Below are 19,972 nucleotides of genomic sequence, written 5' to 3' on the forward strand. Positions count from 1 at the left end.
TTGTGTAGGATAGGCGGGAGTCTATGAAACCAGGGCGCCAGTTCTGGTGGAGACATCCTTGAAATACCGCCCTGATGATTGTTGATATCTAACCGCGGCCCATGAACCTGGGTCCGGGACCCTGTCTGGTGGGTAGTTTGACTGGGGCGGTCGCCTCCCAAAGAGTAACGGAGGCGCGCGATGGTGGGCTCAGAGCGGTCGGAAATCGCTCGTTGAGTGCAATGGCATAAGCCCGCCTGACTGTGAGACTGACAGGTCGAGCAGAGTCGAAAGACGGCCATAGTGATCCGGTGGTCCCGCATGGAAGGGCCATCGCTCAACGGATAAAAGGTACGCCGGGGATAACAGGCTGATGATGCCCAAGAGTCCATATCGACGGCATTGTTTGGCACCTCGATGTCGGCTCATCGCATCCTGGGGCTGGAGCAGGTCCCAAGGGTTTGGCTGTTCGCCAATTAAAGCGGTACGTGAGCTGGGTTTAGAACGTCGTGAGACAGTTCGGTCCCTATCTGCCGTGGGTGTCGGAAAATTGAGAGGAGCTGCCCCTAGTACGAGAGGACCGGGGTGGACGTATCTCTGGTGGACCTGTTGTTGCGCCAGCAGCATAGCAGGGTAGCTATATACGGAAGGGATAACCGCTGAATGCATCTAAGCGGGAAGCCCCCCTCAAAACCAGTTTTCCCTTGAGAGTCGTGGAAGACCACCACGTTGATAGGCCAGATGTGGAAGTGCGGTGACGCATGAAGCTGACTGGTACTAATTACTCGATTGTCTTGATCTTGAAGATGCTCATGTCCGGCGAACGCTTCGTCGAACAAAGCAACACCTCAATAAATCAGAATGTCTCTTCTTTCCTCGGATCTGTCGCGCTGACCGGGTGGTTATTGCAGGGGGACCGCACACGTTCCCATCCCGAACACGACCGTTAAGACCCCGAGCGCCGATGGTACTGCATCTTAAGGTGTGGGAGAGTAGGTCGCTGCCCGGTCTGCACGATAGATCCAACAGGAAATCCTCCACAAATCTCAAATACAAAACGCCCCCGAGCCAACCAGGCCGGGGGCGTCTTGCTGTCGGGGGATGGGGCAACTGGTGAGAGGCGGCCACCGTCCTCGATCACGAAAGCCAGGCACTCAAGGCGTCACCCGAGACTTGCCTGGCGAGCCGCGCCAGCAGCGCAAAGCAAACCATAAATCGCTTGCCGAGATTTCGCCGTTTCCGGTTCGTCACGCCAGGGGCCCGAAGGGCCGCAAACCGGGCAGGCCCCCTGACCCCAAGAGCCCGAGACGGCCCCCTGCTCAAAAGCGATGTATGGGGGCTTCCGCGCTTGGCGCCGGGTTGCACTCCGAACAACCTCGCATGGGGGGGCGTGGGACACCTGGCGTGGTCCGGGTTTTCCACCGTGCTACCCTGTCCGGCTCTGGCCGGCGCGAACTCTGCGGGGCAGTCTCCACCTTCACACGATAGGGTCATGAGGGGGTAGCATGACAGTTTTCAGGTCGATCCAGTATAATCTTCAAAACCTCCGCCGCTTTGACGGTCAGGACGGCAAGGCGGTGTTCCTGCCTTATCTGATGCCTGTCATTTACCTGGTCAGCATTGGCTTCATGCTGTCCATAGTCCCTGTTGCGCTTGGTGTTTTGGGCAATTCTGACAATCCGGGTGGAAGCTGGATCTGGTCCAGCCTGTCTTGCTCGCTGGTGGTTCTTGTCGGCATCGGCTTGCTGGCGGCCGCGATCACGCGCCGGCTCCGCGACACCGGTCGCAGCATCATCTGGGCAATTCCGCCGTTTGTGTTGCTGTTGATTGCGGCCGGTCTGATGTCCTATGCGTTGGCCGGCATGCTCTCTGCCGGCGCACCGACAGACCTCTTCTACGCGATGTTCACCGTCAATCTGGTCTATCTTGTCTCGCTCGCGCCGCTGGCCTTCCATCTCAATCGCGACGGAAGCAGCGAGGCGGGGTGAAGAGCAGGCCTCTAGGCATGTTAGCAGTGTATGGATGACTCTGCGGGATCGCGCCCGCGGTCTGTGCGCCAACCACGCCTTTCCCATTTGATGTCAGCAGGCGAGTTGACCTCTGCGTTGTTTCGTCCTGGTGAATGGTGAGCTTCCTGATAGCCCGATTATCCCGGTGTGCTGGACCGGTAAGAGACAGGGCTAGACACAGGAGGCACAGCATGGCTGTTCAAATCGCAATTGCCTATCATTCCGGCTACGGCCACACCGAGGCGCTCGCCAGAGCTGTTCATGACGGCGCTGGGCGCGAACCGGGTGCTATTGCCCGCATGATCGATGTCAGCGAAATGAGTGAGGCCGATTGGGCGCTCCTGAACGCTGCGGACGCTATCATTTTCGGGTCGCCGACCTATATGGGTGCCGTCTCAGGGCCGTTCAAAACCTTCATGGACGCAACCTCCCGGATCTGGCTCGACCGCGGTTGGCAGGACAAGGTGGCGGCCGGGTTCACCGTGTCGAGTTCGCAGGCTGGCGACAAGTTCGCCACGCTCAGTCAACTTTCCACCCTGGCGGCCCAGCACGGCATGATCTGGGTCAGCCTTGGTCTGCTTCCGGGCAATAACTCATCGACCGGGTCGGTCGAGGACATCAACCGGATTGGCGCCTCGATCGGGGTGATGGCGCAGGCCAATGGCGATCAGGGCGGCGATGTCGCGCCGCCGCAATCGGATCGTCGGACCGCGGCCTTACTGGGTGCCCGGGTTGCCGAGATCGCGGGGCGATTGAAGGTCGGCGGGCAGGTGGCCTTGATTGATGATGCGCCGGAGGGCCAGGCTGACCTGTCGACAAGCGTTCCGGCCTGAGGTCCGGAAGCCGGGGCGGTCGGCGCAAGGGCAGGTCTGTCCCGGGCCCTGCAGCGCCCGGTGGCCCTGCCGTGATCTTGCACGCGCGATCTTGCTTCTCCTGCAGGCTGGATGCCCAGTAATGTGAGGCATTTCTCCTCACCGAAGGTTGGGACAGGCGTACGCCGCGAAATCTTCGCGCGGCCGGGTGAGGCCGGGGCTGTCCAACTTTCCCGGTTCACGCGCGCAGTCGCCGCTGTCTGCGCCAGGCTGACGCGTTCAATGGGCCTGCCTGCCTGACTTCGTCAGACGCGCTCGCGCAGCCACAGGCTGGCGATCACCTTGACGCCGTCAGTGACCTTTTCGCCGGCGTGCAGGCTGGCCTTGTCGCAGCTGCCGTCGCTGGCGACATTGTCGAAGCTCAGGGCATCGCCGCGCTGGCCGGTCCAGCGCACATCGAGGCGCGGGAAGACCGTGTCGCCGCCCTTGAACTCCTCATTCAGGCGGACCAGCGTCGTGGCGACCCGCTGGCCGCGCTGCGCGATGTCGCGCGCGGCCTGGCCGTCGGAATCGAGGATGAAATCGAAATGGGCCCGGTATTCCTCGCCAGGCCGGTAGACGATCACCGCCAGCGCCTCGCCATGGCGGGGCGGTTGGCCGGCCAGGGCGGCCATGCGGCATTTGAAGGCCCAGGAGACCAGATCCATGGCCTGTTCGGGCAGGGGCGCCGTCAGCGAGCTGCGATAGGGATCATTCTCCAGATTACCGGTCTGCGGATTGATGATCTGGGCCGGTTTCAACAGCGGCGCGGCGCCGACGGTCAGATAGTCGCAGGCACTCGCCGACAGGGCACCCGGCCAGCGATCAATCCGTGGACTGTCCTGCAGACGGTCAGGGGCGGGTGCCGGGGCCTCGAGCGCCATGGCGATGCGGGCCAGGACCTCGCCCGGATTGTCCGGCAGTATCGCCGCGCTGCCTTGCGAGGCGGCCGGCAATTGGGCGCAGCGGTGCATCAATCCACCGGCCATGGGGTGACCGGAATTGGCCAGGCCCGGGCCGAGCGTGTCGAGACAGGCAAAGCGTTGGCCTGCCTCCAGGGATTCGCGCATCAGTGCGGCGATCGCCAGACCCGAGCCGGCCTTGCCGGCGCGCTCCAGCCAGGCGTGTCCGGCTTGCGTTTCACCGGCCATGACTGCCAGCAGGCCGAGTTCGGTCAGGGCGACCCAGTCGCCGGCATCGGCCTCGGCCATCCGGTCCGTCAGGGCGCCGGCCCAGTCGGCCGGGCCTTCACCGATCCCGGCGGCGCGGAAATAGGCCCGGTGCCGGTTGCGCATGACGCCGGCGGGTGCCTTGTCCAGTGCCGCGCGTGTACGGGCGGCATAATCATTCCCGGCCTCGGGCAGGCCGCTGAACTGGACAAGCAGGCCCATGGCCGCTTCATCGCCCGCGCGGGTGGCCGCTTCGGCAGCGTCGAAGGCCGCATCATGCCGGCCGGCATGCCAGTCGTTCAGCGCCGTCTGCGCGGTCTGGCTGGCTGTAGGATTTGTCTTGCTCATGACGGTCAGTTTAAGCCATGCTTTTGAAAGCAGGCCAAGCGCAGCTATGCGGTTGACCGTACACGGATCGCAGCTTACACACGCGCTCCCGGCACACACCGCCCACCAGTGGCGCTGACCCGGAACACCCTGATGCGGGGTGGAGCAGTCCGGTAGCTCGTCAGGCTCATAACCTGAAGGTCGTAGGTTCAAATCCTACCCCCGCACCCAAATTAGCCCCGTGCCTCTGGCGCGGGGTTTTTCTTTTTGGGGTTTTGCGGGGCCTGCGGATTTGGGAGCATATTGGAAGCAGGTGAGGGTGTTTCGGGGGGCTTTGTACTGTGAATACTCGCGAAGCTGACATGTCGACTTTGCCGCAAGAGCGGACATAATTTTTCGGCAGAGTGCTGAATTCAGCGTGTATCCGTAGTTTCGGGTTTCGCCGTACAAGGCGCCCATGATTTGCAGACTGTCAAACAGGTGCTTTTCTTGATCGCTGATCAGAGCATAGAAGCCGGGTTGGCGAGCTGGGACTTGATGCTGCGCGGAAAGGTGTCAGACACCGCGAGTGCTTCGTAAATGCAGGAAGCCCGGGGCTCTATCAGTCGAACTGACGAGCGTGCGGGTCACCCCGCTGCACAGCACGCATCGCCCTCCTGAATAGGCGGGCACGGTACGGTTCCAAAGGAGCAGAAGACGCAGCAATCGCCCGGCTTCGGTTTCAGCAGCGTGCTGCATGACGGACAGTCCCAGAAGTACTGGCAGGCGTTCGTCGGCATCTCCAAATTGGCGTGTATGCTGCCACAATGGGGACAGGTGAGTGTTGATTTGAGTTGGATATCAGCCATCGGACTTTAGGGAACGCTCCCATTGATCAATTGCACCAATCGGCCCGGGACATTCGTGATCGCGGGTTTCACGCCCTGCTATCCGGCCAATTAATATCGGTATTGCGCGCATTTCGCAGCCGGGCGTTCCGAAGAGAGCAGCCAGGAAAAATGAACCACCAAGGTGGAGATAGACATAGATATTGAGCCAATAGGCGGTCGACCATAGATGTGAATTGATCCACTCGCCGGAAGATTGCCATCCGATAGCCGCGGCGCCGAGCAACAAGCCCGTAGCCAGCAGTCGAGGCCAAAGCCCTAGCCGAAAACCCAGTCCAATGTTCAGCGTGTATGGGGCCAAGTGGACAGCAAACGCCGTGAACCCGATCACCCATGCATTGGTCAAGGCATCCATCTCGCCGAAGCGAAACAATTGGGCCGCCCAATAGATTGCGCTTGCGCCGAAAAACAGGCGTGAGAGACGACCGATAGGCCCGGGCGGCGGTATCGTTCCTCCGTCGCGAAACTGATAGGTCGGCGAAGGTTTGGCCATATCAAGCTCGGAGCCAGTCCAATAACCAGCTTTGCAATCGCATCTCGTAGTTCGGCAGGGTGAGCGACACGGCGAGAAATACCGCGCCAACAATCCACCATATCCAGAATATCCGGCCCGGGCTTCCGCACCACAACGCCAGCGTCAGCGAGAACGCGAGCATGCCGGTCGCCCCCCAAGCGAACCAATCCTGCCAACGTGCAAAGAAACCGAGCTTTGCAACCAAGCCGGAGGCGACACCAAGTTGAACAAGTAGGATCGGAACCACGCAGCAGGACGCGCCGACAAAAGCGAGAAAGCCGCTGACTGCCCCGCTGCCAGATACGAAGGATGAAGGGATAAGGTTTTTCTGGGTCGATCTCATAACTGCAGAATGGTAATCCCTGTAGTAACTACAGGATCAAGAGAAATTTGCATGGGGACAGGTTGACCCGATGAAGGGACCGCTTAAACGAGGCGCCGTCGCGAAGCTGTTGGACTGCAACATCGAGACGATCCGATACTATGAGAGCATCGATCTGGTCGCCGCATCGGCGCGCTCCGACGCTGGCCACAGGCTGTTTTCGCAGGCGGACGTCGAGCGCCTGCGGTTTGCACTTCGGCTAAGACAGTTGGGATTTGCTCTCGCGGAAGTCAGGGAACTTCTTACCATGACGGAGAAGCAGACCTTTTCCTGCAAACAGGTTGCAGGGATTGCCGAGATGCATCTGTCCCAAATCCATCGCAAGGTCGCCGATCTCAGGCAGCTCGCAGCGTCTCTGGAAGAGATCACGAGCCAGTGCCAGCGCACAGACACGCCGGACTGTGCGCTCGTCCTGTCGTTGAAGGCGCCGAATAAACCGCTAAACTAGCGCCTGGAAGTGATCCAGACTGTACGGAAGACCGTCAGGATGGTTTCGGTGCCGACAAGTTGCGATAGCGGGAGCAGCGAGAGCGCTGCCCGATCATTCCAAAATTCATGACTTAAGGGTTTGAGTTCAAATTCAACCCACCGCACCCTAAAAGAACTCCGCCAGACAACGCGAACCTCACCGCGCCAAAACCCCAGCCAGCTCCGGCAATGCCACCCCCATCTCCCGACATCGCGCCTCGCGTTCCAGCACCGCTTCCAGCGCAGGTGGCAGGGCGACCGTCTGGCCGATCACCGGCTCGACCGTGTCGGCGAATTTTGACGGGTGAGCTGTCGCGCCGATGATCCAGCGGCGGGCCTGGCGCTGGTCGGTGTCGAGGGTGTGGAAGGTTTCCAGGGCGGTGGCGGTGTGGGGGCAGGCGATGTAGGCGGACTGGTCGAAGGTGGCGCGCAGGCGGGCCTTGATGGCGTCGTCGTTGACGCGGATCACGGTCTCGATCTGGCCGGGCGGGAGGTCGGCGAGGCGTTCAAAATTGCTGGGGGTGCCGACATCCATGGCATTGGCGAGGGTGGCGATGGAGGGGCGGCCTTCATACTGGCCCGAGGCATGCCAGTCCGACAGGGTCGCATTGGCATTGGTGGCCAGCACGATCGGGCCGATCGGGACGCCGCAGGCGCGGGCCAGCACGGCGGCGAAAGCATTGCCCAGATTGCCGGTCGGGATGATCAGGCCGGGCGGCGTGCCGGTCTCGGCGGTGACGTCCAGCGCGGCGCGGGCCCAATAGGTCATCTGCGGCAGGAAGCGGCCGATACTGATCGAATTGGCCGAGGTGAGATTGTGCCGGCGAGCGAGATCGGGGTCGGCGAACGCCGCCTTGACCAGGGCCTGGCAGGCGTCGAAATCGCCGCTGACCCGCACGGCCTCGACCGGCGGTTCCCAGCAGCACAGCTGGTGCTCCTGGAAGGGCGAGATCCGGCCGGCCGGGAAGAGGATGACGGCGCGGGTGCCGGCGACGCCTTCCGCCGCGCAGCCGACGGCCCCGCCGGTATCACCCGATGTGGCGACCAGTACGGTAACCAGCCTGTCGGTCGTTTGTCCCAGGGCGGCAAAGGCGCGGAACAGGAAGCGGGCCCCGAAATCCTTGAAGGCGCCGGTCGGCCCGTGGAAGAGCTCGAGTATGTCCGGGCCGGGACTGGCGTTGTTATCGGTATGGGCGAGCGGTATGCGCGGGCAGGGGAAGTCGAAAGCGTCGGCGCAGATCGAGGGCAGGGCGGTTTCGATGGCGCTGTCGGCGAAGAAGGGCGCGAGCAGTCGGGCGGCGAGGCCGGGCAGGTCGGGCGTATCGCTGAAATCGCCCGCCGTGAAGCGCGGCAATTCCTGCGGCATGTAGAGACCGCCATCGGGCGCGACACCGGCGCGCAGCGCGGCTCCGGCATCGACCAGGGGAGCCTGGCCTCGGGTCGAGCGATACATCATTCCACCGACTCCACACGCAGGCCGGCCGAGTCGATAGGCGCGTCATAGGCGTTGGCGTCGCAATTGGCGGCGCGGAAGGCGGCGGCCATGGCGCGCTCGACGGCGGTGAGCTCGGTCTCGGCGGCCCAGGCAAAAACCGAGGGGCCGGAGCCGGAGAAGGAACATCCCAGCGCGCCCGCCTCGAGCGCGGCGGTCTGGACCGCAGCTAGCTCGGGCAGGAGGGGCAGGCGTTGGGGTTCGATGAAGATGTCGCTCAGCCCGGCGCGGACCAGGTCGAGATCATTGATGGCGCAGCCGGCGACGAAGCTTGCCATGTTGCGGGCATGCTCGACCGCGATGTCCTTGGCGATGGTCGGGGCGAGCAGTTCGCGGGCGCGCTGGGTCTCGACCTTGCGGTCGGGATGGAAGAGGACGCAGGCAACACCGGCGGGCAGCGGCAGGCGGCGGATCAGCGGCGGGTCAAGGCGGCCGGCGACCACCAGACCGCCCATCAGGGCCGCCATGACATTGTCCCAGGGCGGCGGGTCGGCGGAGACTTTCTCGCCCTCCATGGCCAGCGGCAGGAGTTCACTCAGGCTGAAGGGCGATCCGAGCAGGGCATTGACGGCACCGGCAGCGGCGACGGCCGAGGCGGCGGATCCGCCCATGCCGGCACTCAGCGGCACACCCTTGTGGATGTCGACGACAAGGCCGCAAGGCGAGCCGGCGGCTTTGAGGACGGCATCGGCGGCGGCGAGGGCGCAATTGTCGGCGACGGCTTCGGGCAGTTGTTCGACCAGTCCGGAGACATGGCCGAGCCTTGTTCCCGGCGCCGTATCACGATGGACCGTGACCGTATCGCGCACGGCATCGAAGGCGAGGCCGAGCACATCAAAGCCGACCCCGACATTGCCGATACTGGCTGGTGCACTTGCGCGCGCCAGCGATGGTTTTTTGCTCATGCCACCGTCCTCGAGGACATCTGGCGACCATGGCTAAGTGGATTCTCCGGCTGGTGCGACGCGCTTTGCGCCGGCAGCAGGGTTTCGCGCTGGATATCCATGATGTCGGCGAAGACGGCCTCCGCGGTCGGCCAGCGGCCCGCCCCCTTGCCGAACACGCCGACCTGTCCACTCGGCAGGTCGAGCAGGGCGCCATTGCCCTCATTGACCAGTCCGGCCAGCGGATGATCCGGCGCCAGGGCGCGGATCTCGACCCGGGCCTCGACCCCGCCATCCGCGGTCGTGCTGCAACAGGCGATCTGTTTGAAGACCAGCCCTTCTTCATTGACCGCGGCGATGCGCTCGGCCGACAGGTCGCTCAGGCTCTCGCAGGCGATTTGGTCGGGATGGAGGGCGACGCCGAAGGCGTGGCGGACCAGGATGGCCAGCTTGTCGGCAGCGTCGAGACCGTCAATATCGGCGCTCGGATCGGCCTCGGCAAAGCCCAGGCGCTGGGCTTCGGCGACGGCTGCGGCGAGCGGCACGCCCTGGCCCAGCTGGCCGAGCACGAAATTGCAGGTGCCGTTCAGCACGCCTTCGACCGACAGCAGCGTGTCATGGCGGGCGAGCAGGTCGACGAGTTCAAGAATGGGGACGCCGCCGCCAATGGTGGCCGAATAGCGCAGGGAGCGGCCATTCTCCTCGGCCAGCTCGTGCAGGCGGTCAAAGTCGAGGGCGACCACGGCCTTGTTGGCGGTGACGAGGTGTGCGCCTTCGCGCAGCACGCTTTGTGACAGGGCGCGGGCCAGGCCGGTACCGCCAATGGTTTCCACCACGATATCCGGTTCACCGCCCAGCGCCCTGGCCGGATCGTCGGTGAAACTCAGTTCGGCGGCTGCCCCGGCGCTGTGCTGGGCCGGGTCGCGGACCAGGACCGGGTTCAGCGTGAAACGGCCGGGATGGGCGAGCAGGTGCGCGCAGACACCGGCACCGACCGCGCCATGGCCGAGCACCGCAACCCGCATCGGCTTCATCTCCAGACCATCGCCGGCGCGTTGCTCAACGGCGGCGATCCGCGTTGCATAGGGGCGGCCAAGGGCGGCGACCTCGATGACGACATCCTGTTCCTTGGCGCGGGTGATGGCCTTGTCCTGCACCAGACCCCGGCTGACCCTGGCGGCTTCGTCATAGTCCAGCTGGTCGAACCGTTTGGCATTGGCGACCTTGGCCGGATCATCGGTATAGACCCCGTCGACATCCTTGATCAGGCGCACCCGGTCGGCGCCCAGCCAATGGGCGAATTCGACCGCCGTCAGATCCGTGCCGCCCCGACCCAGGGTGACAGGACCATCAGCGCCTTCGCCAAAGAAACCCGGTGCCACGATCACATCGACCGATGCGAAGCGCTTGAGCACGCGGCTGGCGTCGAGACCGGTGAGGTTGGCATCCAGGGCCTCGCCTTCAGCCCGCAGCCCCATTTCGTGGGGGTCAAGGACGGCCGAGGGGATGCCGGAACGTTCCAGGGCGAGGCCCATCAGGGCCGCCGACTTCAACTCACCGCAGCGCACCAGGCGCGCCAGCAGGGCATCGCTGCAGCCCTGGCCGACATCATTGCCGACCCCGAACAGCGCATCGGTCTCGCCATCGAGCGCCGAGACCACCGCCACGACTTTCTCGCCGGCGCGGACATGGCGATAGATCTCGTGGGCGGCGCGGGCATAGTCATCCGGCTTGAACAGGACTGAGCTGCCGAATTTCAGCACGCAAAGTTTGAGAGGGCGGTCGGCTTGGTCTGGCTGGGGTTGGTCTGGCAAGGCCATGGGTCGGGTCCTTCGGGTCGGGTCGTGTGATGGGTCGGGTTGAGGTGTGGTGGGGGTGGTGAAAAATCGGCATGAAAAAACCCGCTGCCGGTGAGGGAGCGGGTTCGGTGTGTTGCGGTTTGTCTGGTTCCGCTACGCCACGCCGGCCGCCCCCCTGGTCCAGGAGGTCGTCGTGATAATCATGGTGGTGGTACCGAGGCCGCCGTCGATGCCGCAGCCGGTCACGCCCGAACCCGAAAGGGTCGGACGGAGGCTGCTGGTCAGGGTCATGGCGAAGGCCATATCGACAAATCCTCTGCCGCGAGGGCGGCGTGCCGGTCCAGCATGATTGCTGCACCTGCAAAACGTGATGACAAGATGTGCGCAAAAATTTCGCGCGGTCAAACCCTTTTTGGCAGAATTCCTGTAATCAGGTGTTAAAGGGCGCATTCACGAGCATGATTTTCTCCGGTCAGGCGAGTGCGCGCGTTTGGAGAGGGGCTCGCCGGCGGAGCGCGTGCTGGCGCCGGCGGGTCGGGTCGGGCACTCTTCTGCCCGTCAGCGGGTCTCGCCATGAGGGTGCCCGGGCATATTCGAGGGAGGCGGCATGGTCCGGATGATATTGGCGGTCCTGGCAGGCGTGATCGCGGGCGGCATCGTGACCGGTGTGCTGGAGGCCCTGGGACATATGGCAATGCCTTTGCCGGAGGGTTTGATCCCTGAAGACCTGAATGACCGCGAGGCCCTCAACGCGGCTCTCGCGCAGGTTCCGGACGCCAATCGCGTCGCGGTGATCGCGGCCTGGGCCGGCGGGGCCCTGATGGCCGGATGGGTGACCACCACGCTGGCGCGGCGGCATCATCTGGCGCTGGCCCTGGTCGCCGGCGGCGGCTTGTTGTTCGCCGGGCTGAGCAATCTCATCCTGATCCCCAGCCCGCTATGGATGTGGGCCTTCGGTCTGGCAGTCTTCCTGCCGATGGCCTGGCTGGGTTATCGGCTGGCGGGCAAGCGGGGGTGAGCTCGGGTCGCGCGGAGCGGTTCTGACTTGTCGTGCCCCCCTGGTTCCATGTCTTGAACTCTTCCCTCGACACAAACATTACGCCCCAATCCACAGTCATCCCCCGGATGTCCGCTTCGCGCGCCCCGTGAGATGACGGTTTTTGAGGATTGAAGGAGAAGAGGCGCGCCTCGCGCGCACCTTGATCCATAGATACCTTGTCAGCCAGCGGGCCGTATCCGGTTCTTGAGGTCAAGGGCGGCGCAGCCGCCGCTTCGCGGTTTCACCCTTGAGCTCAAGAACCGGATACGGCTAACTCCCGGCAAGGGATTTATGGTGGGGTGAGCGCCTGTGGCTCCACGCCTTGAACGCTTCCCTCGACACAAAGAAAAAGCCCCCAATCCACCGTCATCCTGACGAAAGTCAGGACCCAGGCTGCGACGCACGCTGTTGCCTGGCTTGGCCAAGCCGGGACTGCGAGCCTGGGTCCCGGCCTTCGCCGGGATGACGGTAACTAGCGGCGCGAACAAGGATGATCAGGAGCCTCGGGCGGTTGGGCAGCGGCGCGCCTAGCCCAAAGCAAAAAAAGCCCCGACCAACCGGCCGGGGCTTTTGTGTCTGTAGTCGCGCTCGGTGGCGTTACTCAGCCGCAGTCAGCTCGCGCACTTTCGGAGCGGCAGCGCGGACATAGGGCGCCACATGCGCTTCGAAGGTCTTGAAGTTTTCGATGAACATGGTGGCGAGCTTGGCGGCTCGGTCATCATAAGCGGCCTTGTCCGACCAGGTCGAACGCGGATCGAGGATGCTGGCATCGACGCCATCAACCGCGATCGGCACCATGAAGCCGAAATTCGGGTCTTCGCGGAAGGCAGCGCTGTTGAGCGAACCGTCCATGGCAGCGTTGAGCAGGGCGCGGGTAGCTTTGATCGGCATGCGGTTGCCGGTACCGTAGGCGCCGCCGGTCCAGCCGGTATTGACCAGCCAGCAATCGACCTGGTGCTCGGCGATCAGCTCGCGCAGCAGGGCGCCGTATTCGGCCGGATGACGCGGCATGAAGGGGGCGCCGAAACAGGTCGAGAAGGTGGCTGACGGCTCGGTGACACCCTTTTCGGTGCCGGCGACCTTGGCGGTATAGCCGGAGAGGAAGTGGTACATCGCCTGGGCCGGGGTCAGCTTGGCGATCGGTGGCATGATGCCGAAGGCGTCGCAGGTCAGCATGATGACGTTTTTCGGATGGCCACAGCGACCGGTTTCCGAGGCGTTGGGAATGGCCGACAGCGGATAGGCGCCGCGGCTGTTCTCGGCCAGGCTGTCATCATCGAGATCAAGGACGCGGGTCTGCGGATCCATGACCACGTTTTCCAGCACCGTGCCCCACATCTTGGTGGTGGCATGGATTTCCGGTTCGGCTTCGGCCGACAGGCGGATCATCTTGGCGTAGCAACCGCCCTCGAAATTGAACAAGCCGTTGGGCGACCAGCCATGCTCGTCATCACCGACCAGCGTGCGGCTGGCATCGGCGGAGAGGGTGGTCTTGCCGGTGCCCGACAGTCCGAAAAAGATCGTCGCGTCCTCGCCGTTCGGGTTGGAATTGACCGAACAATGCATCGGCATGACGCCCTTGGCGGGCAGCAGGTAGTTGAGGATGGTAAAGACCGACTTCTTGGTCTCGCCGGCATAGGACGTCCCGCCGATCAACACGATACGGCGCGCAAAATCGACACCGATCACGGTCTCGGAGCGGCAGCCGTGACGGGCCGGGTCAGCCTTGAAGCTGGGCAGGTTGATGATGGTGAACTCGGCTGCGAAACCGGCATATTCCTCGGCCGCGGGAACGCGCAGGAGATGGCGGATGAAGAGCGAGTGCCAGGCCAGCTCGTTGACGACCCGCACCGGCAGGCGGTGATCGAGGTCAGCGCCACCGAATAATTGCTGAACGAAGAGTTCCTTGCCGGCCATGTGGGCCTGGAAATCCGTCCACAGCGCGTCGAAATGCTCCGGCGAGATGGCGGCATTATTGTCCCACCACACCTGGTCTTCGGTTTCGCTGTCGCGGACGGTGAACTTGTCCTTGGCCGAGCGGCCGGTATGGGCGCCTGTCTTGACGACGAGGGCGCCACCTTCGGCGACTTCGGCTTCGCCGCGCTGTACCGCTTCCTGGTAGAGCCGCGGCTCGTTCCAGTTGAGATTGACCGTCCCGGCCTGGATTCCCAGTGCTTCGAGACCGCCATCAAGACGTTCTGACTTGGACATGTTTTTCCTTCCCCCGGTGATCCCGCGACGCTTTTTTGCGCCGTCAGACTGGCACCTTCCTGCCCGACACTCGCTTCAAAACGAGGCATGTGCGGGCCTTGTACGTTGGCACAGGCAAGTCACTTGCCAGCGCCGCCAAACACTCATGGTATGGGGCCGGTAGCAGATCGAAAGTGTCCAGAAAAGCCAAAAAGGCACGGTTCCGTAGCGCAATTTCGGTGAGGGAAGTCCATGTTATCGCGAACATTTTTTGTAACAATCGCAAATTTTGCTTTTCTTTGCAGCAACATCGCCGAGGCCCAGGCCGAGACAGCTCCGCCGGTGCAGGAATCGCATTTTCTCGAGCTGGCCCTGGACTGTGTTGACCGCGAATACCCGAACAAGATCTCCCATGTCCTGCAGGACGACTCGGACGCCCGCACGCCGCGCGACATGCACCCCGCCTTTTACGGTTGTTATGACTGGCATTCCGCCGTGCATGGGCACTGGTTGATTGTCCGCTTGCTGCGCGGTGGTCTGGATGCCGATGCCGAGCTGGCCGCGACCGCCGCGCTGGACCGGCACCTGACGCCGGAAGCCATGGTCGGCGAAGTGGCCTATTTCGCCCGCGAAGGGACGGCTTCGTTCGAACGCCCCTACGGGCTGGCCTGGCTGCTGCAGCTGGGAACCGAATTGCGGGAGTGGGAAGATCCGCGGGCGCGGCGCTGGGCGGCGGCACTGGAACCGCTGGAAAGCGTGGTTGCCGACCGCTATCGCAGCTGGTTGCCCAATCTTGCCTATCCGATCCGTATCGGCACCCACAACCAGTCCGCTTTCGGCTTTGCCCTGGCGCTGGATTGGACCCGTACCGTGGGCGACGAGGCGCTGGAGGCGCAGCTGGTCGAAGCGAGCCTGACCTTCCACCGCGATGACCGGGCCTGCCCCATCAGCTATGAGCCGTCCGGCGAGGACTTCCTGTCTCCCTGTTTGATGGAGGCGGACCTGATGCGGCGCGTGCTGGACGAGGGCGCCTATTCGCAGTGGCTGACGGACTTCCTGCCCGGCATTCCGACCGACGGCTCGGCTGGCTGGCTGGAACCGGGCGTCGTGCTCGATCCCAGCGATGGCAAGCTGGTCCATCTTGACGGGGTCAACCTGTCGCGGGCCTGGAATCTCGAAGCCATCGCCGACGCCCTGCCGCAGGGGGATCCGCGTCGTGCCAGCCTGATGGCGGCCTCGGCGCGCCATGCCGAGAGCGGCATCGCGTCGGTCACCGGCGATGATTATGCCGGCGGTCACTGGCTGGCCAGTTTCGCGACTTATCTGACCACCCAGCGCGCCCTTGAGGCGCCGATCGGCCGATAAGTCGGTAGGCCGAGTCAGGATCAGTCGGGCAGGGGAATGTGCTCGGTCTCACCGGGCGGCAGGGCGAACCGCCCGCCCGTCGGGAAGCCGGCGCGGGCAGCGTCCGACCAGTCCTGTCGGGCTTCGCTGATCGCTGCACGGTCGGCGGCGACGAAATTCCAGTTGATATGGCGCGGACCCAGATTGTCGCCGCCGCACAGCATGACGCGGCTGTCCGTGCTGGCCATGAGATGTCCGACGGATCCCGCCTCCAGCACCGCCATCTCTCCGGCAGCGACCGGCTCGCCATCCAGCGTCACCTCACCCTCCACCACATAGACCGCCCGCTCGGCATGGTCGATATCGAGGTCGGTGCCGCTGCCGGCCGGCATCAGGCCATGCAGGTAGAAGATTGGCGAGAACACCTCGACCGGTGCTGTCCGGTCCCAGGCGTTACCGAGAATGAGGTCGAAACGACTATCGCCCCGTTCGATCACGGGCAGGGTGGCGGCCTTGTGATGGTGGAAGGCCGGCGCGATGTTCTCCTTGTCCTCCGGCAGGGCGACCCAGGTCTGGATGCCGAACATGCGATGGCCCGCCGCGCGCTCGGGCGCCGGCGTTCGCTCGGAATGGACCACACCCCGCCCGGCGGTCATCCAGTTCACATCACCGGGACGGATCACCAGGTCTTCGCCGAGGCTGTCGCGATGGCCCAGCGCGCCTTCGAACAGATAGGTGACCGTTGCCAGGCCGATATGGGGATGGGGCCGGACATCGATTCCCTGGCCGGGCGCGAATTCGGCCGGGCCCATCTGGTCGAAAAAGATGAAGGGCCCGACCATGCGCTGGCGGGCAAAGGGCAGCACGCGGCGAACGCCGAACCCGCCAAGATCCTTGGGCTTTCCTGCGAACTTCTGGGTGATCATGCCGCTCATCGTGCACCTCCGGCTGAAATTGCATTGCGAGCCCACAGCGGCGTGACTTGCGCCTTTCGCTGCGGCCTCCATAGTGTGGTCCGAATGTGTCGGGAGGACTTCATGAAATCAATTATCGCGCTTGGAATGACAGTCTTTCTGTCTGCGGAAATACTGGCCCAGGACGGCTTTGTCCTGCCGGCCGGGGACGCCGATACGGCGCAGGCCCTGGTCGAGACGGCGCTGGACAGTGATCTGGCCTGGGACATTGTCGAATCGCTGACCACCAGCGTCGGTCCCCGTCTTGCCGGCTCCGAGGCCGAGGCCCGGGCCCGTGCCTGGGGTGAGGAACTGGGTCGCGAGCTCGGTTTTGACCGGGTCAGTGTCGAGCCGTTCACGATGGAATTCTGGGAGCGCGGCGAGATGGAAATCGTCATGACCGCGCCCTATGAGCAGGCCCTGTATGGCTCGGCTCTTGGTGGTTCCGGCCGGTCGCCTTTCCTGGGGGCGGTGAATGCGGAGATCGTCTATTTCCGCAATATCGATGCACTGACCGCCATTGAGGATGGGGCGCTGGACGGCAAGATCGCGTTTGTTGACGGTGATGCCATGGTGCCCAGCCAGACCGGTGCCGGCTATGGCCCGTCAAACCAGCGCCGCCGTATCGGCTGGCAGCACGCCGAGCGTGGCGGTGCCGAGGCCCTCGTGGTGCGCTCGGTCGGCTCGGACAGCCATCGCATGCCCCATACCGGCATGATGAGCTCCATGGATGGCGAGTGGGCCGATATTCCGGTCATCGCGGTCTCCAATCCGGACGCAGACCATCTGCGCCGGCTGCACAATTCGGGTGAAGCGATCGAGATGCGGATCCGCTCGACCGCCGGTTGGCGGGGCGAGGTGACCAGCGGCAATGTCGTGCTGGATCTGATCGGCCGCGAGAACCCTGACGAGATCGTCCTGATCGGCGGTCATCTCGACAGTTGGGACCAGGGTACAGGCGCGGTCGATGACGGTGCCGGTGTCGCCATCACGACGGCTGCCGCAGCGCTGATCGCGCAATTGCCGCAGCGCCCGCGCCGGACCATTCGTGTCGTGATGTTCGGGGCCGAGGAAGTCGGCCTTCTCGGTGCCCGCGCCTATGCCGAACAGCATGCCGACGAGATCGGCAATCATGTGCTGGCAACTGAATCCGATTTCGGTGCCCGGACCGTCTGGCAGCTTGTTTCGAATGTCTCGGATGAAGGCACGCCGGCGATCGATGCGGTGGGCGACATTATCGGCCCGCTCGGGATTGTCCGCGGGGGATCAAACGTGCCCGGTGGTGGACCGGACATCATCCCGCTGGCCATGCAGGGCGTGCCGACGGTGCGTTTGAGTCAGAATGGCAGCGATTATTTCGACCTGCATCACACGCCGGATGACACGCTCGACAAGATCGATCCGGATGAGCTGGCCCAGAACGTCGCGGCCTATGTGGCGCTGGTTTATCTCGCCGCCGAACTGGATGTGGATTTCCGGTCGGCGACCGAAGACGAATAGTCGCCGGGAAGCTGGCGGGCTCTCAAGCCTGCAAGGTAGATCGAGACGAGCGGGCCATGCCGATGGTCCGCTCGTTTTCTGTCGTGCCGCAGTTTTGCCCTGATTGATCCAGAATTCATCGCAAATGGTCGCGGTTTGAACGCATTGCCGAAATACCTGTTAATCATTCGGTCGCTGGGGGGCGTCGGATTTGAGGGAAACAATCAGCCCGACCAAGGATCCGGAAGCGGATCGGTCAACGGGGGATCCGATGCGTACGAATACCGACAGGAACAAGCGGAAACCGTGGTTTTCCTACATCTTGATCATCATCGCGCTCGGCAGTGTGATCACCCTGTTCAATTCCGGCGCACTCAATGCCGGCCGCGGCAGTTTCGGCCTGTTCGTCACGGACGTGTTCGACACCGTCATTACGGGCCGTGCCGATGCCGAGCCTGAGCAACCTTCAACCGTAACGCTGGCCGATATCGGCGAAAGCGACGGCCTGTTCATCGCCGGCTACCCCTCCTATGCGACCTTCGACCTGCCGGTCGTGCGTGATACGCCTGTCGACCAGGTCCGCCTGGTGCTGCAGGGCACGCAGGACCTGTCCGAGTCGGCCATCGCTGCCATGCGCGTTGTGGTCAATGGCGAACGGGTTCTGGAACGGGTTCTGGTGCCGGGCTCGCGCGAGTTTCGCTGGGTGATCGCCCTGCCGGAAAGCGCGATGCACGGCCAGGAACTCAATGTCGGCATCCAGTTGCATGGCGATCTGCCGGACGCGCTCTGCCACAATGACCGCTCGATCGGGGCCGTGGTGACCCTGGATTCCCGCTCGGGTATCGAAATGGAATTGCGTAGCGCGGTTTCATCCCTGCGCGACGTGGTCAATCTGCTGCCCGCCGAAGTGACGATCGCCGTGCCCTCTACGGGTGATGCCGACTTCGTTCCGCTGGCCCTGCGCCTGGGCGCCCGCATGACCCAGCGCGGCTATGCGGTGAAGTTCATGGATCTGGAAGCGCTGGAGCGCTACCGGCTGGCCTCGCGCGGCCTGATCCTGCTGGGATCGGCCGATCAACTGGCCGCCAGCGGCTTCGATCACCTGTCCGCTGATGCCGGACATGGCGGTGCGGCGACGCTGTGGCGCCAGGGCGATTTCGTCCATCTGGGCCTGACCGAGGCCGGCCGTATGGACGTCGCCGATTTCATCACTTCCGACATGTTGCCGCTGGCCCGGACGGCCTTTGTGTCGCCCACCGAATTTGTCGAGTCGCACGACGACACGCTGATGACCCGCTTTGGCGATATCGGTGTCGACACCTCGATCCAGCGCATTGCGGAATCGCGCAGCTGGGATGTTGGCTACGGTCTGGCCAGCCTGCCGGATGGTCGTGTGCCGGACCGGCTGCGTCTGGCGGTTCGCCTGCCGGAAGGTCCGGGCGATTTCACCAATCTGATCCATACCGAGCTGAATGGCGTGCTGATCGACAGCCGCCATATGGAAACGGGTCGTCTCAACACGTTCACGCTGAACCTGCCGCACGAGGTCCAGAACCTGCGCAATGATCTGCGGGTCTCTGTCCAGCGTCACCGCGAGGCCGGTGGTTGTACCATCACGGCGCGCCGCTATCCGGTCCAGCTGCTGCCGGAATCCGGTTTCCTGTATGACGAAGGCACGGCGCCGATGGCGGGCCTGGCTGGCCTGCCGCACCTGTTCCGCGACCGCGTTGCCCTGCGCTTCCCGTCCGGGCTGGACGGGGCGGATCGCCTGGCCGCGCTGGAGCTGGGCTCCGAGGTGGTGGCGAGCTTTGTGCCGCTGTCGGCCCAGATCGATTTTGGCTATGTCGATCCGTCAGCGGGTCCGGCCTCCCAGGCCATCGAACCCTTCATCACCATCAATCATGCGCCGTCCAATGTTGTCCTGCCGATTGGCGTTGAAGGCGACCGGATCGAGATGAGCCAGACCCGTCGGGTCGACACGGCCGATATCCGCTCGGTTTCCAATGTTGCCATCCTGCAGGCGGTTGCCGCGCTGCTGCCGCGCCCGGGACCGGGCCAGCCTGATCGGGTCGTTGCTGTCCCGGGTCTGGTCGCCCATGCACTGGGAACGCCGCCGACGCTGATGCGCTCGCAGATCGGGCAGGAGCATGTGGCGGTTGTCCACGACGAAGGCGCGGTCCTGACCCTCGATTGATCAGCCCGGATG

The 19,972-nt window shown here is 63.8% G+C and carries 17 protein-coding genes, 1 tRNA gene and 2 rRNA genes (1 of these 20 only partly in view); 10 read left to right on the forward strand and 10 right to left on the reverse strand.

Features of this window, described 5'->3' with window-relative positions; genetic code table 11:
• The 4 genes from MMAR10_RS05660 to MMAR10_RS05675 form a co-directional block, all read left to right on the forward strand.
• Positions 1 to 781 (forward strand): 23S ribosomal RNA (locus MMAR10_RS05660) (it extends 1,957 nt beyond the left edge of the window).
• A gap of 92 nt (positions 782 to 873) precedes the next feature.
• Positions 874 to 988, forward strand: a 5S ribosomal RNA gene (gene rrf, locus MMAR10_RS05665).
• A gap of 496 nt (positions 989 to 1,484) precedes the next feature.
• A complete protein-coding gene (locus MMAR10_RS05670; RefSeq protein WP_011643029.1) occupies positions 1,485 to 1,967 on the forward strand; it encodes a DUF805 domain-containing protein in 483 nt (160 codons plus the stop codon).
• A gap of 212 nt (positions 1,968 to 2,179) precedes the next feature.
• Positions 2,180 to 2,821, forward strand: a complete 642-nt coding sequence (locus MMAR10_RS05675; RefSeq protein WP_011643030.1) for a flavodoxin family protein — start codon at positions 2,180 to 2,182, stop codon at positions 2,819 to 2,821.
• Positions 2,822 to 3,105: 284 nt separating this feature from the next.
• Here MMAR10_RS05675 and MMAR10_RS05680 read toward each other — a convergent pair whose 3' ends face one another.
• Positions 3,106 to 4,356 carry a prolyl hydroxylase family protein gene (locus tag MMAR10_RS05680; protein ID WP_011643031.1) on the reverse strand — a complete coding sequence of 417 codons (1,251 nt, stop codon included), beginning with the start codon at positions 4,354 to 4,356 and terminating at the stop codon, positions 3,106 to 3,108.
• Positions 4,357 to 4,489: 133 nt separating this feature from the next.
• Here MMAR10_RS05680 and MMAR10_RS05685 point away from each other — a divergent pair.
• Positions 4,490 to 4,566 (forward strand) — tRNA-Met (locus MMAR10_RS05685).
• Between the two features lie 395 nt (positions 4,567 to 4,961).
• On the opposite strand, the gene MMAR10_RS17250 is transcribed toward MMAR10_RS05685, so the two are convergent.
• The 3 genes from MMAR10_RS17250 to MMAR10_RS05695 are packed head-to-tail and all read right to left on the reverse strand — an operon-like array spanning position 4,962 to position 6,079.
• A complete protein-coding gene (locus MMAR10_RS17250; protein ID WP_011643032.1) occupies positions 4,962 to 5,183 on the reverse strand; it encodes a GDCCVxC domain-containing (seleno)protein in 222 nt (73 codons plus the stop codon).
• Positions 5,176 to 5,715 carry a hypothetical protein gene (locus MMAR10_RS05690; protein ID WP_011643033.1) on the reverse strand — a complete coding sequence of 180 codons (540 nt, stop codon included), beginning with the start codon at positions 5,713 to 5,715 and terminating at the stop codon, positions 5,176 to 5,178. The genes MMAR10_RS17250 and MMAR10_RS05690 overlap by 8 nt, the downstream gene beginning before the upstream one ends.
• 1 nt (position 5,716) lies before the next feature.
• The gene (locus MMAR10_RS05695; RefSeq protein ID WP_011643034.1) at positions 5,717 to 6,079 is read right to left on the reverse strand and encodes a hypothetical protein; all 363 of its coding nucleotides are present in this window, start codon (positions 6,077 to 6,079) and stop codon (positions 5,717 to 5,719) included.
• Positions 6,080 to 6,149: 70 nt separating this feature from the next.
• On the opposite strand from MMAR10_RS05695, the gene MMAR10_RS05700 reads away from it, so the two are divergent.
• Complete coding sequence (locus tag MMAR10_RS05700) at positions 6,150 to 6,566, forward strand: MerR family transcriptional regulator (RefSeq protein WP_011643035.1); 417 nt, start codon at positions 6,150 to 6,152, stop codon at positions 6,564 to 6,566.
• A 177-nt stretch (positions 6,567 to 6,743) separates the two neighbouring features.
• Here MMAR10_RS05700 and thrC read toward each other — a convergent pair whose 3' ends face one another.
• From thrC to MMAR10_RS17035, 4 genes are all read right to left on the reverse strand, one after another.
• On the reverse strand, positions 6,744 to 8,042 hold the full coding sequence (gene thrC, locus MMAR10_RS05705) for a threonine synthase (protein ID WP_011643036.1): 1,299 nt from the start codon (positions 8,040 to 8,042) through the stop codon (positions 6,744 to 6,746).
• Positions 8,039 to 8,983 (reverse strand): homoserine kinase, encoded by a 945-nt coding sequence (locus MMAR10_RS05710; RefSeq protein ID WP_011643037.1) that lies wholly within the window; start codon positions 8,981 to 8,983, stop codon positions 8,039 to 8,041. The genes thrC and MMAR10_RS05710 overlap by 4 nt, the downstream gene beginning before the upstream one ends.
• Positions 8,980 to 10,782 carry a homoserine dehydrogenase gene (locus MMAR10_RS05715; RefSeq protein WP_011643038.1) on the reverse strand — a complete coding sequence of 601 codons (1,803 nt, stop codon included), beginning with the start codon at positions 10,780 to 10,782 and terminating at the stop codon, positions 8,980 to 8,982. Before MMAR10_RS05715 ends, MMAR10_RS05710 begins: the two co-directional genes overlap by 4 nt.
• A 132-nt stretch (positions 10,783 to 10,914) precedes the next feature.
• The gene (locus tag MMAR10_RS17035; RefSeq protein WP_190273960.1) at positions 10,915 to 11,064 is read right to left on the reverse strand and encodes a hypothetical protein; all 150 of its coding nucleotides are present in this window, start codon (positions 11,062 to 11,064) and stop codon (positions 10,915 to 10,917) included.
• 304 nt (positions 11,065 to 11,368) lie between these two features.
• Here MMAR10_RS17035 and MMAR10_RS16090 point away from each other — a divergent pair, with 304 nt between their 5' ends.
• Entirely contained in the window at positions 11,369 to 11,779 is a 411-nt protein-coding gene (locus MMAR10_RS16090; protein ID WP_011643039.1) for a hypothetical protein, read from the forward strand.
• A 618-nt stretch (positions 11,780 to 12,397) separates the two neighbouring features.
• Here the strand turns inward: MMAR10_RS16090 and MMAR10_RS05725 are convergent.
• Positions 12,398 to 14,011, reverse strand: coding sequence for a phosphoenolpyruvate carboxykinase (locus tag MMAR10_RS05725; protein ID WP_011643040.1), 1,614 nt, complete (start codon positions 14,009 to 14,011; stop codon positions 12,398 to 12,400).
• Positions 14,012 to 14,242: 231 nt separating this feature from the next.
• On the opposite strand from MMAR10_RS05725, the gene MMAR10_RS05730 reads away from it, so the two are divergent.
• Entirely contained in the window at positions 14,243 to 15,355 is a 1,113-nt protein-coding gene (locus MMAR10_RS05730; RefSeq protein ID WP_011643041.1) for a DUF2891 domain-containing protein, read from the forward strand.
• A gap of 20 nt (positions 15,356 to 15,375) precedes the next feature.
• Here MMAR10_RS05730 and MMAR10_RS05735 read toward each other — a convergent pair whose 3' ends face one another.
• Positions 15,376 to 16,260 carry a pirin family protein gene (locus tag MMAR10_RS05735; RefSeq protein WP_041637349.1) on the reverse strand — a complete coding sequence of 295 codons (885 nt, stop codon included), beginning with the start codon at positions 16,258 to 16,260 and terminating at the stop codon, positions 15,376 to 15,378.
• 111 nt (positions 16,261 to 16,371) lie between these two features.
• Here MMAR10_RS05735 and MMAR10_RS05740 point away from each other — a divergent pair, with 111 nt between their 5' ends.
• Together MMAR10_RS05740 and MMAR10_RS05745 are read left to right on the forward strand one after the other, a co-directional pair.
• A complete protein-coding gene (locus MMAR10_RS05740; RefSeq protein WP_011643043.1) occupies positions 16,372 to 17,787 on the forward strand; it encodes a M20/M25/M40 family metallo-hydrolase in 1,416 nt (471 codons plus the stop codon).
• 250 nt (positions 17,788 to 18,037) lie between these two features.
• Entirely contained in the window at positions 18,038 to 19,960 is a 1,923-nt protein-coding gene (locus MMAR10_RS05745; protein WP_011643044.1) for a hypothetical protein, read from the forward strand.
• The last annotated feature ends 12 nt before the right edge of the window (positions 19,961 to 19,972 follow it).

The sequence above is a fragment of the Maricaulis maris MCS10 genome (assembly GCF_000014745.1).
GTDB lineage: Bacteria > Pseudomonadota > Alphaproteobacteria > Caulobacterales > Maricaulaceae > Maricaulis > Maricaulis maris_A.

Bases quoted from the DNA above. Each gene is read 5' to 3' on its own strand.
- MMAR10_RS16090 (WP_011643039.1), top strand. From the start codon at position 11,369: ATGGTCCGGATGATATTGGCGGTCCTGGCAGGCGTGATCGCGGGCGGC.
- MMAR10_RS05725 (WP_011643040.1), bottom strand. From the start codon at position 14,011: ATGTCCAAGTCAGAACGTCTTGATGGCGGTCTCGAAGCACTGGGAATC.
- MMAR10_RS17035 (WP_190273960.1), bottom strand. From the start codon at position 11,064: ATGGCCTTCGCCATGACCCTGACCAGCAGCCTCCGTCCGACCCTTTCG.
- MMAR10_RS05680 (WP_011643031.1), bottom strand. From the start codon at position 4,356: ATGAGCAAGACAAATCCTACAGCCAGCCAGACCGCGCAGACGGCGCTG.
- MMAR10_RS05745 (WP_011643044.1), top strand. From the start codon at position 18,038: ATGCGTACGAATACCGACAGGAACAAGCGGAAACCGTGGTTTTCCTAC.
- MMAR10_RS05670 (WP_011643029.1), top strand. From the start codon at position 1,485: ATGACAGTTTTCAGGTCGATCCAGTATAATCTTCAAAACCTCCGCCGC.
- MMAR10_RS05735 (WP_041637349.1), bottom strand. From the start codon at position 16,260: ATGATCACCCAGAAGTTCGCAGGAAAGCCCAAGGATCTTGGCGGGTTC.
- MMAR10_RS05740 (WP_011643043.1), top strand. From the start codon at position 16,372: ATGAAATCAATTATCGCGCTTGGAATGACAGTCTTTCTGTCTGCGGAA.
- MMAR10_RS05710 (WP_011643037.1), bottom strand. From the start codon at position 8,983: ATGAGCAAAAAACCATCGCTGGCGCGCGCAAGTGCACCAGCCAGTATC.
- MMAR10_RS05715 (WP_011643038.1), bottom strand. From the start codon at position 10,782: ATGGCCTTGCCAGACCAACCCCAGCCAGACCAAGCCGACCGCCCTCTC.
- MMAR10_RS05690 (WP_011643033.1), bottom strand. From the start codon at position 5,715: ATGGCCAAACCTTCGCCGACCTATCAGTTTCGCGACGGAGGAACGATA.
- MMAR10_RS05700 (WP_011643035.1), top strand. From the start codon at position 6,150: ATGAAGGGACCGCTTAAACGAGGCGCCGTCGCGAAGCTGTTGGACTGC.
- thrC (WP_011643036.1), bottom strand. From the start codon at position 8,042: ATGATGTATCGCTCGACCCGAGGCCAGGCTCCCCTGGTCGATGCCGGA.
- MMAR10_RS17250 (WP_011643032.1), bottom strand. From the start codon at position 5,183: ATGGCTGATATCCAACTCAAATCAACACTCACCTGTCCCCATTGTGGC.
- MMAR10_RS05675 (WP_011643030.1), top strand. From the start codon at position 2,180: ATGGCTGTTCAAATCGCAATTGCCTATCATTCCGGCTACGGCCACACC.
- MMAR10_RS05695 (WP_011643034.1), bottom strand. From the start codon at position 6,079: ATGAGATCGACCCAGAAAAACCTTATCCCTTCATCCTTCGTATCTGGC.
- MMAR10_RS05730 (WP_011643041.1), top strand. From the start codon at position 14,243: ATGTTATCGCGAACATTTTTTGTAACAATCGCAAATTTTGCTTTTCTT.